This is a genomic window from Pseudomonas sp. LBUM1660, assembly GCF_059695935.1.
This window is the reverse complement of the sequence record NZ_CP166795.1, coordinates 3810773-3824673: the sequence shown is the minus strand read 5'-3', so window position 1 is coordinate 3824673 and position 13901 is coordinate 3810773. Positions and strand designations below refer to the sequence as shown.

The following is a 13901-nucleotide window of genomic DNA, read 5'->3' as shown; positions in this document are numbered from 1 at the left end:
GTCACTCGCGGTCAGTGTCTACCGCCTGTTCACTGACGGCCGACGCTAGATCCGAGCCAATCGACTCTAGCAACTCTTCGGCAGACGAGAACTCGCGTTGACGACCGGTGACCAGGTTTTCGAGGCGGCCAGCTAGGGCTCCCGGCGCGGCATCACTACGTAACTTGACAACGTATGCGCGGCGGTTCGGGTACTTGGATTCAGGGTTCAGGCTCATCACGGACCAGGGGATCAAGAAAGTTCGACGACAGCGTAGGCCGCCCCCTGGGTCGAGTCGTAAGCGAAAGGTCAGAGTTTGGTCGGGACAGCGCTCGCAAAACAGAGGCGGCGATCACCAGAACGCTGGCGGCCACGCGGTTTTAGCCCTCGCTGAGTGAGCGCGATATCAGTTCACCAGGCAAGGAAGGGTAAGCCGTCGCTTCAAGTCGACTTAGTAGCCTGAAGCAGTGAGTGCGCACGTTTCACCAGTTCGGTTCCGTCAGTTTCGGGCAATTGATCAATCAGAGTCGACAATGCCTGATGGTCCTCGGCCGTAGCGTTGTGGTGCTCATACAACTCCACCAGCGCTAGCAGTTCCAGCCACGGTGCTTCCTGGACCCGTGCCTCCTCAACGGCGCGACGCACCGCAACGCTGCCGGCGCCAGGCCGACCCTGAGCTCGAACGATCGCGGCCTCCAGCAGCAAGAGCTGCGGCAGATACACGCGTTCGCCCAGTTCTTCCCCCACCCGGAGTGCTTCGTGCAGTTCGATTTGCGCTGCGTCGTAATCACCTGCCAGTAGTAGCGCCTCGGCGGCGTATCCGAGTACTTCGCTGGCACCGGAGCGCATGCCCAGTCCGGTGTGTTCTTCGTAGGCTTCGCGTATGCGACGGTAGCCGTCGCGGGGTGCACCGTTGCGGGCGTCGGCCCAGCCGCGCCACCAGCGGCAAGCCGTGCGCCCTAGTGCGAGCGAATATTCATCGACGAGCTTCTGCATGTCGTCAGCCAGCGCAGCCACCCGCATAGGGCTCCCCAGCCGTACTTCGATCAACACCTCCTGCCAGGTAGCGACCAGCCATGTCATAGGTTGTCGAAGCGTATGCGCGCGGGTTCGTGCTTGCTGCATATGGGTCCGACCCTGCTTGATAAGGCCAGAACGCACCAGCTCAATGGCCAGCATACCGTGCAGCATCACCTGGGGATCAGCCGCAAAGATCTCGCTTGTCCCGATGTCCAGCGGCTCGGCGATCGCGAGAGCGCGCTCTAACCAGCCGCGAGTCGTTTTCGTGCGACCCTGGAGGTGATGCACCTCGCCCTGAACGATGCACGCCGCCAGCATGAGCTCTTGATCGTTCGCGTTTAGGGAGAGAGCTTCAGCACGTTCTGCCACTTCCAAAGCCTGCGAATAGTCGCCGCGCAGACCGAGCAGATAGCCGAACCCGTGCAGAAGGCGACCACGCATAGGGTGTTCGGGTAGGTCCGCGAGCAGCGTGTACGCCTGTTCGAAAGCCCCCTTGGTTTCGCTGCCGACACCGAACATGTGGAAGGCCGAAACCCCCTGCAACGTGGCCAAGGTAATTTCGAGCGTATCGCGCTCCGTGCCCTCGGGTACCTGCATAAGCAGGAGTAGGGCGCGCTCAGTGAGGCTGATGCACAAGTCCGGGCTGAAGTGCTGTAGCGCGGCTTCTGCGGCCTCGGCGTAGTAGCGCAGCGCGATCATCGGCAGCCGAGCACGGTCAAAGTGCATCGCCAGTTCCGAGGCAGCAACCGGCACACCGGCCGATCGCTCGCGTTCGAGGGCAGTGCCAACTTGGCCATGGAGATCGATGCGCAACGAACGCGGTGTGCGCTCATAAAGCACTTGGCGAAAAAGGGCGTGTCGGAACGAGTAAGGAGGCTCTACCGCCTCGTCAACATCGGGAGCCCGCGATTGTTTGAGCCATACCTGTTCACGTATCAGTTCCTCGCAGGCGGCGATCACCGAAGAGAGATTGCGCTCGAGGGCCAGCGAAACCGTCTCAATCCGGAAGTCGGACCCGCACACCGCAGCCGCGCAGAGGAGTGTTCGTTGCTCCGGATCAAGCTTGGCGATGTAGTGATCGATGATGGCCGCAAGGTTGTCGGGAACCGCCAGATTCGCCAGTCGGGCTTCGATGGTGGTTTCGTCTTCTTTTGCATCCATCACTTCACTGATGATTGAGGAAACGAACAACGGCACACCGTCGGTCCGTTCGTGCAGGGCGCGCACGAAGGCTTCGTCGCGTGCAAGCGAGGCTGAACGCAGCGCCACATAGTCGGCGACCTCGGTTTCGGAAAACGGGTCGAGCACCACTTCCTCGCACAAGCGTTGCAGACGCAGCTCGTGGCGCAATGAGCTGAGCGGATGGTCGAGCGCCACCACTTCGGCAAGGCGGAAGCTTGACAGCCACATGCACCGTGCGGGGCTACGTCGGCGGGCCATGTAGTTGATGAGCTGGACTGTCGCCCGATCACTCCAGTGCAGGTCTTCGGTCACCAGCAACAGCGGGCGCGTCTCTGTGTAGCGGTCCAACAACTCACCGAACTCCCTCAGCATGCGTTCCGGACCGACGCCGGCCAGCTCGCGCCGCAATGCGTCACGCTCCTCTGTGCTACTCAACCACGGCAATTGCAGTAGCCAGGTTGGGGCCACATCGCGCAACAACGCCGGCAGGGCCGGTTCGCTGCGGCAAAGATCGGCCAGCGCCTCCAGCACCGGCAGGTACGGTTCGCCGGCGCCGAAGTGCTCCATGCAATGGCCCCGTGCGCAAGCGATGTCGCCAAGGCCGGCGAGGAAATGTTCGATCAACGTGGTCTTGCCGATCCCCGGTTCTCCAGCAAGCCAGACAACGGCCCGCTGACCGCTACCGGCCCGCTCCCACGCCCGTTGCAGTCTGGAGAACTCGTCAGTGCGACCGATGAATGACGGCAACAGGGGGGTGTCGGTCGCCGTAACCGCCATGGGTGTAGGCGGCATCGAAGCAGCAGGGGGCGAGACGCCAATGAAGCGATAGCCGCGCCGCGACACCGTCTCGATAAAGCGAGGGTGCTTAGAGTCATCGCCCAACACCTTGCGCAAATCGCTGATGGCCGTCTTCAGGACCGAATCGCTGACAAACCGATGCCCCCACACGGAATCCAGCAAGGCGTCTTTGGATACCAATGAACCCGGCTGGCGTGCGAGCACACACAACAACAGAAAAGGGGTCGGCGCCAACGCCACAGCTTTTCCATCACGCAACAAGCAAGCGTTGGCCTCGTCGAGTTCGAACTCGCCAAAGTCAAGCAGTGTAGGGGTCGGATGGGGCTGCGGACGCGCCACGGTTGATTCCTAAAGACTAAAAACATGGTGGTGCGCTGAAGATTCGCACGGGGTTCGATGCTAGAAAACGATAAGCCTGACGTCCTAGTCTTGTGGACCTGACTTCCTGCACCGACTGTTCTCCAACCTTGGCTCGGCCCCCTAACAGGTACGCACTTCAGTCCTGGGCCATTGCTCCCATGACAACGCTGATCGACTCTGAAGCCAAGCGTCGTCGGTCGGAAACTGGCACGCGCGCAACCTCACGCCACGAGCCTTCTTCGCCTTAACGCGGCCAGTTGCACCTGTATTTCAACTCGTCCGGTTGGTCACATCACGGCTCTTAAATGATCTCAAATATTAATGACAAAAACATCAATATTGAAATAAATCTCAATATTGAATATCTTGATTGTGCCTAACGATGAGACCTGTGCGCCTCACGACTTCAATCACAACAAGGGCTCGAGATGAACAACAACAAGAAAGATTCCGAATTGCCTCCCTCTACCGTCGACGTGCTGGTCGTCGGTTACGGTCCGGTAGGTGCGACAATCGCGGCGCTGCTCGGCCGCTACGGGGTTACGACCCTGGTGCTGGACAAGCTCCATGAAATCGTACTGATGCCTCGAGCCATTGCTCTGGACAACGAAGCCCTGCGCATCCTGCAACTCGCCGGATTGTCGGAAGATGCTTTTGAGAAGATCGTTATCCCTGAAGTGAAGATGCACTCTCCGGTCCTCGGACAATTCGGTCGAGCCAATACAGAAGGGTGTATCGACGGCCACCCCAAGCTTGTGACGTTCTATCAACCCGACCTCGAACGAGCGATGCGTGGCCAGGTTTCCCGACTGAAATCAGTGACCAGCCTGGGTGGTTTCGAGCTGGAGAGTCTGGTCGAGGAAGCGGAGTGCGTGGTCGCCACCGTAAGGGATCAAAATGGACACTCGCATCCTGTTCGCGCCCAGTACCTGATCGGTGCGGACGGCGCCAGCTCCAAGGTCAGAGCGCTGATCGGCCAGGAGTTCGAAGGACAAACCTATGCAGAGGATTGGCTGATTGTCGATGCCAAAAACCGGCATCAGACAGCCATTGATCACATTGAGTTTATCTGTGATCCGCGGCGGCCCACGCCGCACATGCCCGCCCCCGGTGGAAGGGAACGCTGGGAATTCATGTTGCAGCCCGGCGAATCCCGGGAGGAGCTGGAAAGCCCGGAAAGCATCGCCCGGCTCATTGCGCCATGGGTCAATCCGTTGGAGTTGGAAATCGAACGCAAGGCGGTGTATCGATTCCACGCGCGTTGCTGCAACCGATTCAGCAAGGGACGTACTTTCCTCGTCGGCGACGCGGCACACATCACCCCGCCCTTTGTCGGGCAAGGTCTCGTAGCGGGCCTTCGTGATGGCGCCAATCTTGCCTGGAAACTGGCTTGGGTTCTTCGTGGCCACGCCGCGCCGGCGATACTCGATTCCTATGACGTAGAGCGCCGCCCGCATGCTCAGGCGATGATCAATCTGGCAAAACTCATGGGCCGCCTGGTGATGCCCAAGAACAAGGTCGCGGCTTTCTTCATCCACGGCCTGATGCGCATGCTGGCGTTGACTCCAGCGACCAGAAGGTACTTCGAACAGTTGGACATCAAACCGAAGAACACTTTCATGCACGGTCTGTTCGTGCAGCATCGGCGGGGTGACAAGCTGGTACGCGGCAGCCTGTTTCCCCAAGCATGGGTTCGTACCCTGCAAAAGCAGATCAAGCTGAGCGACGATGCGCTGGGAGACAACCTGACCTTGGTTGGATTTGGTGTTGACCCGTTGTCACTGCTCACCACTGATCAGATCGTTGCCTGGGAAAAGATGGGCGGTCACTTCTTAGAGGTCAGACCCCGCGGCCAACGCTCCGGTGGCAGCTGTAACTTCATCGAAGATATGAACCATGAGATCTTGCCACTGGCTGCCAAAGGAACGCTCGTTGCCGTTCGTCCTGACCGGATCATCATGCACCACGCCCCTGGCACAGAGGCCAGCAAACTCCTTCGAGACTGCCGGGGTCTGCTAATGAGTGATGACGCCACTCCTGACGGCGTTTCCATTACTATCAACGAGCCGATTAGATTAAGAGCTTGATCATGGATTCCCCCACACCTCCTTTAGAAGCTGCTGTGCCAGAACCTCTCACCAGGGGGCACAAGAAGCGTGAGCGCACCCGTCGCGGTCTGGTCGACGCGGCATTGCGACTTGTTGCACGTAAGGAAGTGGGGGATATCGGATTGTTCGAAGTCGCCGCCGAGGCGGCGGTATCCAACGGCACCATCTACAACTATTTCCGAACGCGTGACGAAGTACTCGAAGCGGTGGGCATCGCCATGGCCGCGGAGTTTTCTGACGCCATTTCTGTCCTGAACGCGGACGTGCAGTGCGGAGCACAGCGGCTTTCGATTGGCGTACGCATGTTTGTGTGTCGTGCTGCGGCTGACCACCAATGGGCGAATGCCCTATTGCGCATCATCCATTTCGACCAGGCCATGCGCTCACGATTGGCTACTCATGTAATGGGTGATCTGCGTGAGGGGCTGCGTGCAGGAATTTTGGCTTATGAGGACGAGGGGGTCGCCCTGGATTTGGTCTTGTCGTGCACAACCGGAGCGATGCGCTCAGTTGTCGAGGGGCGTGCAGTGGTGGAGCACGATGTGCGGGTCGCCGAAATGATTCTCCAGGCTCTGGGCGTAACGCCTGCCAGAGCCAGGAAAATCGCTGGCAAGCCGCTACCGGCCTGAACTGATGTCATCCTTGATTTGTCAGGCTTGATCGATCCATTGCCGATAGCTCTTCGCCTGGCGACGAACCTTCAACTGATTGCAGATCAATGCCATGAGTGGCGACGTCCCGGGTTTTGTCCTTTTTCCTTGGCTCAACAATCCGAGCTGCTTCTTGACCACCGATGCCACTGCAAGCGACGCCAGCGCTTTGTTCTTCCAGCGGACGACAATGGGCTCCACTTTGATGTCCCGACCTGCCATCCACTGATTTGGCAGAGCAGGCTCGATTGCTAAAGCAGTGGCAAGTCCGACCATCGACACCGAGCCGCTCACCACTCGCTCCGCGACCTCCTTTCTACGCACGCCGCCGGTGACCATCAGCGGCATGCGCGCCATTTCTCCTATTTTTTCTGCGAACTCGAGAAAGTAGGCTTCTCGAGCCAGGCTGCTGCCATCGCGGGTCTGTCCCTGCATGGCCGGGCTTTCGTAGCTGCCACCCGACAACTCGACCAGGTCGACCGCCTTGGCGTTAAGCATTTCCACTACGCGAGCCGCATCCGCAGCATCGAACCCGCCACGCTGAAAGTCCGCGGAGTTGAGCTTTACAGCGACGCAAAAGATCGGTGCCACTCGCTGACGTATTGCGTCGATGGTTTGCAGGAGAATTTGCGCACGATTTTCCAGGCTGCCGCCCCAGCTGTCGTCACGCCGATTGGTCAAGGGCGAAAGGAATTGGCTGAACAAGTAGCCATGCGCGGCATGAATCTCCACGCCGGTGAATCCGGCACGCTCGGCCAGCACCGCCGCTTGGGTGTAACGTCCAATCAGCTCTTCAATCTCCTGTTCCTCTAAAGCCCTGGGCAGCACAAACGCTTTTGAAAGTCCGGGGATATCGACCGCTACTGCGGAGGGGCCCCTTGCCGACTGTCCCATTGAAGCCAATAGCTGCCGTCCGGGATGATTGATTTGCATCCAGGCCTGGGCTCCGCGGCTGCGGCAAGCATCGGCCCATAACTTGAATTTGCCCAAGTTCCGGTCATCCTCAAGCACTACGCCAGCGGGTCCGGTCAAAGCGTGACGGTCAACCATGACGTTGCCAGTGATGATCAGGCCGGCTCCACCTTCCGCCCAACGCTGGTAGAGCTTAACCAGCGCTTCGCCTGGAGCGTGTTCCTCATTGGCGAGGTTCTCCTCCATGGCAGCCTTGGCGATTCGGTTCGGAATCACCGTGCCGTTAGGTAATCGAAGTGGTTTGAAAAGATTTGAGCTGGTCATGTTATGTCCTGGTTTTCATCGATGGGCAGAGCCAGGTGCTTGCCGAGAAGACGAGCCTGCGCATTGACATAATTGAACACTAGTGTTCAATTATGTCAACGTGCAGGGCTGTTGATGATCCGGAGACATCGATCATGGCGTCCTAATTATTAGGTTAATCGCCGATTGTCAGACAAAAAGCCAGAATGCTAAAAAATATGGTTGACGTAAAATGAACACGAGTGTTCAATTGCTCCATAAGGTAATCCTGGAGAGAGAACCGTGGAATCCCTGAATCCGACACAGCGCCGTATACATCAAGCTGCCTTTCGCTTGTTCGCCGAGAGAGGCACCTCACAAGTGAACATCCTTGACCTCGCGCAAGAGGCAGGCGTCGCGCGCGGAACGGTTTATAGCAACATAGACAGCATGGAAAGCCTGTTCGAGGCGGTCGCCAGCCATCTCGCGAGGGAGATGCATGAGCGCGTCAACAAGAGCTTCGACTCCCTATCGGATCCCGCTCATCGCCTTGCAAATGGCATTCGATTCTTCATTCGCCGAGCGCACGAAGACTCCCAGTGGGGCGCGTTCATCCATAAATTCGCCATGAGCAATTCGGCGTTGCGCGAAATGTTCAGCAGCCAGGCGACCAAGGATCTTCTGAGCGGGCTTGCCACTGGGCGCTACACGTTTGCGCAGGAGCAATTGCTCTCGGTACTGACGTTGATATCGAGCAGCGTGCTTGGCTCGATTTTCCTGGTGCTGGAAGGGCACCGAACGTGGCGCGAGTCGGGCTCTGATACCGCCGAGCTGGTATTGCGGGCATTGGGTGTGCCGTCAGAGGAGGCTCGTGCGTTGGCGACCAAAGAGTTGCCGGCACTTCCATCTCTCGACTGATTTCGTAACTGACTTAATTGGCAAAACCCCTGGGTTTTCAGGGGGTCGGGACAGCTTTGCCCAAAAAACCGGAAAACAACAACAATGAACAACAAAATCGAATTGCACCGGTTGGCGACGCAACAGCCCACCCGGCATCCGCAGCCGACGGTAAAGGCCCAGGATCTGACGCACCTGATCTTCCAGCGGCCGGACTTGAATGAGGCGGCGCGTTTCCTGACTGACTTCGGCCTGACGGTAAGTCGGCAAGAGGCCGATACGCTCTATATGCGGGCCACCGACGCCACTTCCTATTGTTACCGTGTCCAACGCGCCGAAAATGCCCGTTTTATAGGGTTCGGACTTGCAGTGCAGTCCCTGGACGAACTGGAAAAGCTCACTCGAATCCCGGGTGCGTCATCGGTCGAGAAATCGGAACATCCCGGTAAAGGTTATTACGTCAGGCTGACGGATCCTTCCGGTTTCATTGTGGAAGCTGTCTGCGACCAGACGCCGTGCAAGACGCTGGCCCATAGAGCTCCTCTCAACTGGAATCTGGCGCAGGAACAACCGCGAATCAACGCCACGCAGCGCCCGCCGATTGCTCCCCCTGAAGTCCTCAAGCTTGGCCACATCGTCATTGAAGTGGCCGACTATCAGGCGACCTGTGCCTGGTACACGCAGCATTTCGGGTTTATTCCCAGCGATGTTCAGGTACTCCCCGACGGCACGCCTATTGTCACTTTCATGCGCCTTGATCTCGGTGATATTCCCGCGGATCACCATACGCTCGCGATTGCGCAAGGGTTCATGGCCACCTACAGCCATAGCGCCTATGAAGTCGTCGATGCAGACGCCGTGGGTATGGGGCAGCGCGTCCTGCGGGAGCGGGGCTGGGCGCACTCATGGGGCATCGGCCGGCACATTCTGGGCAGTCAGATCTTCGATTACTGGCAAGACCCTTGGGGCGACAAGCACGAGCATTACTGCGACGGGGATCTTTTCACGGCCACTCGGCCTACGGGCATTCATCCGGTCAGCCCCGAGGCAATGGCGCAGTGGGGGCAGCGCATGCCCAAGAGTTTTACCAAACCCAAGATGAACCTGACCAATGTGCTTCTGCTGATCCGCAACCTGCGACGCAGCCCGGATTTAACGATTCGCAAGTTGATCACGCTGATGCGGATGTTTGGCTAGAGCTGCCGCCATGTCGAACAACTCAACCCGGTTTGGCCGGCGGGACGTGCTTAAAGCCGGTGCTTTGATCGCTGGCGGTGCGTGGGTCTACACCGTTACCAGCCCCGTTTCAGAACAACACCACAGTTCCCGCGCCACCGAACGCGGGACAAACGCCGCTCCAGGAGTACCTTCAATGTCTGCTGTACACGTAGTCCGCTTTGAATTTGAGAACGGTATCCACTGGGGCGTGCTTCGCCAGGGCCGTATCACGGTTGTCCCCGGTGTTTTTGAAACTACTGGTGACTTCATTCGCCAGAACAGTCTCGATGACCTCGCTCAACTGAAAGGTTCGGAGTTGGAAGAGGGCGAAGTAAAACTACTGTCGCCGGTAACCCGTAACCAGCAGTTCGTCTGCCAGGGTGCCAATTACCGTCAGCACATGATCGAGTCAGGCATGGACCCGGATGCGAAGAAATTCAACATGATCTTCACCAAGGCGACGAGTTGCCTGGTGGCGGCTGACAGCGACCTGATCAAGCCGCGCCACGTGCGTTTTCTTGACTACGAGATTGAACTGGGCCTCGTGATGAAACGCTCGATCACCGGCGCTATTGCTGTCACCGACACCAATCTGCATCAGTTCATTGCAGGCGTCGTCATTGTCAACGACTACTCGGCGCGTGACATTCAGATTCCCCAGATGCAGTTCTACAAGGGCAAGAGCTACCGCACTTTCGGCCCGGTCGGCCCGTACCTGTGCCTTCTGGATGCCTCGAACATTCATTACCTGAAAGAACTGCAGCTGCGCCTGACGGTGAACGACCAGGTGCGACAGAACGACAATACGGCAAATCTGGTTTACGGCCCGGCTGAAACCCTGACCGAACTCTCCGCCTTGCAAGATCTCGCTGTTGGAGACTTGATCGCCACTGGTACGCCTGCCGGCTGCGCACTAACGATCCCTTCGCCCGGCAAAATGCGCATTGCAGCCCTGCTGCCCGAAGCCACCAAGTGGAAGCTTTTCCTCAAGGCACAAGAGGGCCGGACGCAGTACCTCAAGGCCGGTGACGTGGTCGAGGCGCGTATTCGCAGCGCCGATGGTGTGGTCGACCTCGGCGTACAACGCAACCGAGTCGTGGGGGAAGCCTGATGGTTGTGCAGACCCTGAATGACATCGAAAGTCTTGAACGAGTCCCCTTGTCGGAGCGTGGTCTGGCTTGCAGCACTTATGAAGCGCTGCGTCAGGCAGCCGAGCGCACCCCCCAGGCACCGGCGCTGAGCTTCTTCGCCGATGCCGCCGATTTCAAGGGTACCCACGAGTGGAACTACTCACAGCTTTTCGCGGATATCACCCGCGCGGCAAATGCCTTCCATGACCTGGGCATAACACCGGGTGAGGTGATTGCCTTTGTTTTGCCCAATCTGCCGGAAACCCATTTCACGGTATGGGGCGGGGAGGCGGCGGGGATCGTCATGGCGATCAACCCTCTGCTTGAGGCCAAGCAGATGGCTGGCTTGCTGAATGCCGCGAAGGCCACCGTGGTGGTGACACTCGCGCCGACTCCAGGCAGCGATCTGTGGCCCAAACTGGCTTCGCAGCTGGATCAGGTGCCCGCGGTCAGGTCGGTCGTTTGGGTCAGTATGGAGCCCTATGTCGCCGAACCTGTGCGCGGGATCCTGAAAACAATGGCACTTAAGGAACGAGACCTACACAGCGGTATCGCGATCCATGATTGGCAATCGCTGATGAATACGCAGCCGCAAACCTGCCTGAAGAGCGGTCGGCGAATCCGTCAGGATGAGTGCTCCTCTTATATCTGTACTGGCGGCACCACCGGACTTCCCAAGATCGCCGCGCGAACCCATGGCTCTGAAGTATTCAATGCATGGGCCGTGGCCGCTCACTTGCAGCCACGCATTGGTGGCCAGGTTATCTTTTGTGGCCTGCCGCTGTTTCATGTCAATGGCCAGCTTGTGACTGGACTGATGCCTTGGACTCAAGGCGACCATGTGATCCTCGGGACGCCTCAGGGGTATCGTGGCGAGGGGGTGATCCCGCGATTTTGGGAGATGGTCGAGCACTTCGGTATCAACCTCTTTTCCGGCGTGCCTACTGTCTATGCCGCACTTCTGCAAAATGAATGGCAGGGCCGCGATCTTTCGAGTCTTCGCTTTGCCATATGTGGCGCCGCCCCCATGCCGGCTGAGCTTTTCCGAGAGTTCGAGAACCGTACCGGGGTGAAAATCCTTGAAGGTTACGGCCTGACTGAGGGCGCCTGCGTCTCGTCAATCAATCCGCCCCATGGCGAGCGCCATATCGGCTCCATCGGGATACGGATCGCCTACCAGAATATGCGCGCGGTCTTGCTCAACGATTCGGGAGAGTACCTGCGCGACGCCAACGTGGATGAGATCGGCCTCATCACGATCAGTGGTCCGAACCTCTTCGAGGGCTATCTGGAGGAGCGTCATAACCAGGGCCTCTGGATCGATATCGACGGTCAGCGCTGGCTGAATACGGGTGATTTGGGTCGCCAGGATGCGCAGGGTTATTTCTGGCTGACCGGACGCAAGAAGGAGTTGATCATCCGCGGCGGTCACAACATCGATCCGAAGCAAATCGAGGAAGCTCTTCAGGCGCATCCCGCCGTCGCCTTGGCCGCTGCAATCGGCAGCCCCGATGCCTACTCGGGCGAGGTGCCGGTCGCCTACGTTCAACTGCGCCCCGGGCAAGTGTGCAACGCCGAAGAACTTGAGGCATTCGCGCATCTGTACATCACTGAGCGGGCAGCCGTGCCCAAACGCATCGAAATCCTTGACGCGTTGCCACTGACTGCCGTGGGCAAGATATTCAAGCCCGCGTTGCAACAGCGGGAGATCGCCAGAGTCGTCCAGCAGGAAGTGGAGCGCCTGGGGCTCTCGGATATTGCTGTTGAAGTCGTGCAGGATAACCGTCGTGGGCAGGTTGCCTGTGTCAGGGCCGGAACTGACCAGGAAGTCCTGGCTCCACTCTTGGGACGTTATAGCTTTCAAGTTGAGTGGGTTAATTGAGTTCCTGATTCGCAATCTGTAAGTCCGGCAGTCATGCCCTGGCGCTATTCAGCCAGGGTGTTTGACACAACATCGATCCACTCCAACTGGCACTGAAAAGTGCACGAAAAGGCGAAGCCTTGCCTGGTGCAATCAACAAAAACAATAAACATGAGGTGGAAAATGAAACTGAATAACCGTCTGATCCCGAGTGTTTCTACTCAGCGTAAGTGTGCAGTCTGGATTGAATTCAGCAGTGCCATCGCACTACTCAGCGCCTCTACCATTGCAAGCGCCAATGGCATTGCGTTAAACGAACAAAGTGCAAGCAGTGCGGGAACTGCTTATGCGGGAAGGTCGTCTTCTGCACTGGACGCCAGCACTATCTTTGGAAATCCCGCAGGCTTGACCAAATTGAAACGTACTGAGATTTCCGGCGGGGCCGCGGTCGTCTCGGTGAGCGACGACATCAGTGATGCGCAGAGCAGTGTCGCAGGCACGAATAAAGGGGACTCGGTACCTTTGGGAGTCGTGCCCTTCGCTTATATGTCGACGCCACTTGATGATCGTTTTTCGATTGGTCTTGGCCTCTATGCGCCGAGTGGTCTGATCAATGATTACGAGAGCTCTTTTCAGGGTCGCTACCATGGCTCCTATAGCACGACCAAGGAAGTAACCCTTCAGCCCACCATTGCCTGGCGGATCAATGATTACGTGTCCATTGGTGGCGGACCGACCATAAACCGTTTTAATGCAAAGCTTCAAAATTACCTGGCCACTGGCGCCCTGAACAACGGCGAGGACACACTGGTCACCATCAAAGGAGATGACACTGCACTTGGCTACAACGTAGGCATCTTGGTTGACTTTACTGAGGCTACCAGTTGGGGGATTAACTATCACTCGAAGGTGGACTACGAACTCGAAGGGCATACTGAGGTTTCCGGCTCCCCGAGCGTTATCCCGCTGGACGGAAATTATGACAACAAGATAGACCTCACGATGCCCGAATCCGTGGACACGTCTATCACCCATCATTTCAATGATCGCTGGACGGGATACCTGGGAACCACCTGGAAACGTTGGAGCCGGATCCAGAAAGTCGAGGCAGTCAACAGCGGTCTTTCCCCCGTGGGCCAGGCGGCTGGCATGAGCACGGTGATCGAAGAAATGAACTGGCGCGACACTTGGTCCACCGCAGTTGGCGCCTCCTATCAAGTGAACCAGCAATGGCTCCTGCGCGCGGGCTACGCCTATGATCCATCGCCTATCAGGAATGCCGATCGCAGCGTGCGCATTCCCGTTGGGAATCGCCAGGCCGTGACCTTGGGTGGTGCGTATTCGCCGAATTCCGATCTGACGATAGACTTTGCTTACGGTTACCTCTGGGATTCCAAAGTCTCAGTAAAGCAGTCGAACAACTCCGGTGTTCAACCGGAATACAGCGCCAATTACGACAATAGTGCGAATGGAGTTTCAGTGCAGGCCACCTTTCGGTACTAAT

At 57.9% G+C, this 13901-nt stretch carries 10 protein-coding genes; 7 read left to right on the top strand and 3 right to left on the bottom strand.

Annotated elements, in window-relative coordinates; all coding sequences use genetic code 11:
* Window position 1: 1 nt before the first annotated feature.
* Both ACA068_RS17930 and ACA068_RS17925 read right to left on the bottom strand, forming a co-directional pair.
* Window positions 2–217 carry a hypothetical protein gene (locus ACA068_RS17930; protein ID WP_497310623.1) on the bottom strand — a complete coding sequence of 72 codons (216 nt, stop codon included), beginning with the start codon at window positions 215–217 and terminating at the stop codon, window positions 2–4.
* 203 nt (window positions 218–420) lie between these two features.
* The gene (locus tag ACA068_RS17925) at window positions 421–3318 is read right to left on the bottom strand and encodes an AAA family ATPase (RefSeq protein WP_497303647.1); all 2898 of its coding nucleotides are present in this window, start codon (window positions 3316–3318) and stop codon (window positions 421–423) included.
* 449 nt (window positions 3319–3767) lie between these two features.
* Between ACA068_RS17925 and mhpA the strand changes: the two genes are divergently transcribed.
* Window positions 3768–5426 carry a bifunctional 3-(3-hydroxy-phenyl)propionate/3-hydroxycinnamic acid hydroxylase MhpA gene (gene mhpA / locus ACA068_RS17920; protein WP_497303645.1) on the top strand — a complete coding sequence of 553 codons (1659 nt, stop codon included), beginning with the start codon at window positions 3768–3770 and terminating at the stop codon, window positions 5424–5426.
* 2 nt (window positions 5427–5428) lie between these two features.
* Entirely contained in the window at window positions 5429–6076 is a 648-nt protein-coding gene (locus ACA068_RS17915) for a TetR/AcrR family transcriptional regulator (RefSeq protein ID WP_497303643.1), read from the top strand.
* A gap of 21 nt (window positions 6077–6097) precedes the next feature.
* Here the strand turns inward: ACA068_RS17915 and ACA068_RS17910 are convergent, their stop codons facing one another.
* Entirely contained in the window at window positions 6098–7333 is a 1236-nt protein-coding gene (locus ACA068_RS17910; protein WP_497303642.1) for an NADH:flavin oxidoreductase/NADH oxidase family protein, read from the bottom strand.
* Window positions 7334–7594: 261 nt separating this feature from the next.
* Here ACA068_RS17910 and ACA068_RS17905 point away from each other — a divergent pair, with 261 nt between their 5' ends.
* The 5 genes from ACA068_RS17905 to ACA068_RS17885 all read left to right on the top strand — a co-directional run bounded on the left by ACA068_RS17905 (window position 7595) and on the right by ACA068_RS17885 (window position 13900).
* Window positions 7595–8209, top strand: coding sequence for a TetR/AcrR family transcriptional regulator (locus tag ACA068_RS17905; protein WP_461993099.1), 615 nt, complete (start codon window positions 7595–7597; stop codon window positions 8207–8209).
* A gap of 84 nt (window positions 8210–8293) precedes the next feature.
* Entirely contained in the window at window positions 8294–9385 is a 1092-nt protein-coding gene (locus ACA068_RS17900; protein ID WP_497303641.1) for a VOC family protein, read from the top strand.
* 175 nt (window positions 9386–9560) lie between these two features.
* Entirely contained in the window at window positions 9561–10517 is a 957-nt protein-coding gene (locus ACA068_RS17895; RefSeq protein ID WP_497310622.1) for a fumarylacetoacetate hydrolase family protein, read from the top strand.
* Complete coding sequence (locus ACA068_RS17890) at window positions 10517–12418, top strand: acyl-CoA synthetase (protein WP_497303640.1); 1902 nt, start codon at window positions 10517–10519, stop codon at window positions 12416–12418. The genes ACA068_RS17895 and ACA068_RS17890 overlap by 1 nt, the downstream gene beginning before the upstream one ends.
* 162 nt (window positions 12419–12580) lie before the next feature.
* Window positions 12581–13900: an outer membrane protein transport protein gene (locus ACA068_RS17885; RefSeq protein ID WP_497303639.1), complete on the top strand. Its 1320-nt coding sequence runs from the start codon at window positions 12581–12583 to the stop codon at window positions 13898–13900.
* Window position 13901: the final 1 nt, after the last annotated feature.

Coding starts and splice junctions, on each gene's coding strand:
- ACA068_RS17890 (WP_497303640.1), top strand. CDS start 10,517: ATGGTTGTGCAGACCCTGAATGACATCGAAAGTCTTGAACGAGTCCCC.
- ACA068_RS17900 (WP_497303641.1), top strand. CDS start 8,294: ATGAACAACAAAATCGAATTGCACCGGTTGGCGACGCAACAGCCCACC.
- ACA068_RS17915 (WP_497303643.1), top strand. CDS start 5,429: ATGGATTCCCCCACACCTCCTTTAGAAGCTGCTGTGCCAGAACCTCTC.
- ACA068_RS17930 (WP_497310623.1), bottom strand. CDS start 217: ATGAGCCTGAACCCTGAATCCAAGTACCCGAACCGCCGCGCATACGTT.
- ACA068_RS17910 (WP_497303642.1), bottom strand. CDS start 7,333: ATGACCAGCTCAAATCTTTTCAAACCACTTCGATTACCTAACGGCACG.
- mhpA (WP_497303645.1), top strand. CDS start 3,768: ATGAACAACAACAAGAAAGATTCCGAATTGCCTCCCTCTACCGTCGAC.
- ACA068_RS17895 (WP_497310622.1), top strand. CDS start 9,561: ATGTCTGCTGTACACGTAGTCCGCTTTGAATTTGAGAACGGTATCCAC.
- ACA068_RS17885 (WP_497303639.1), top strand. CDS start 12,581: ATGAAACTGAATAACCGTCTGATCCCGAGTGTTTCTACTCAGCGTAAG.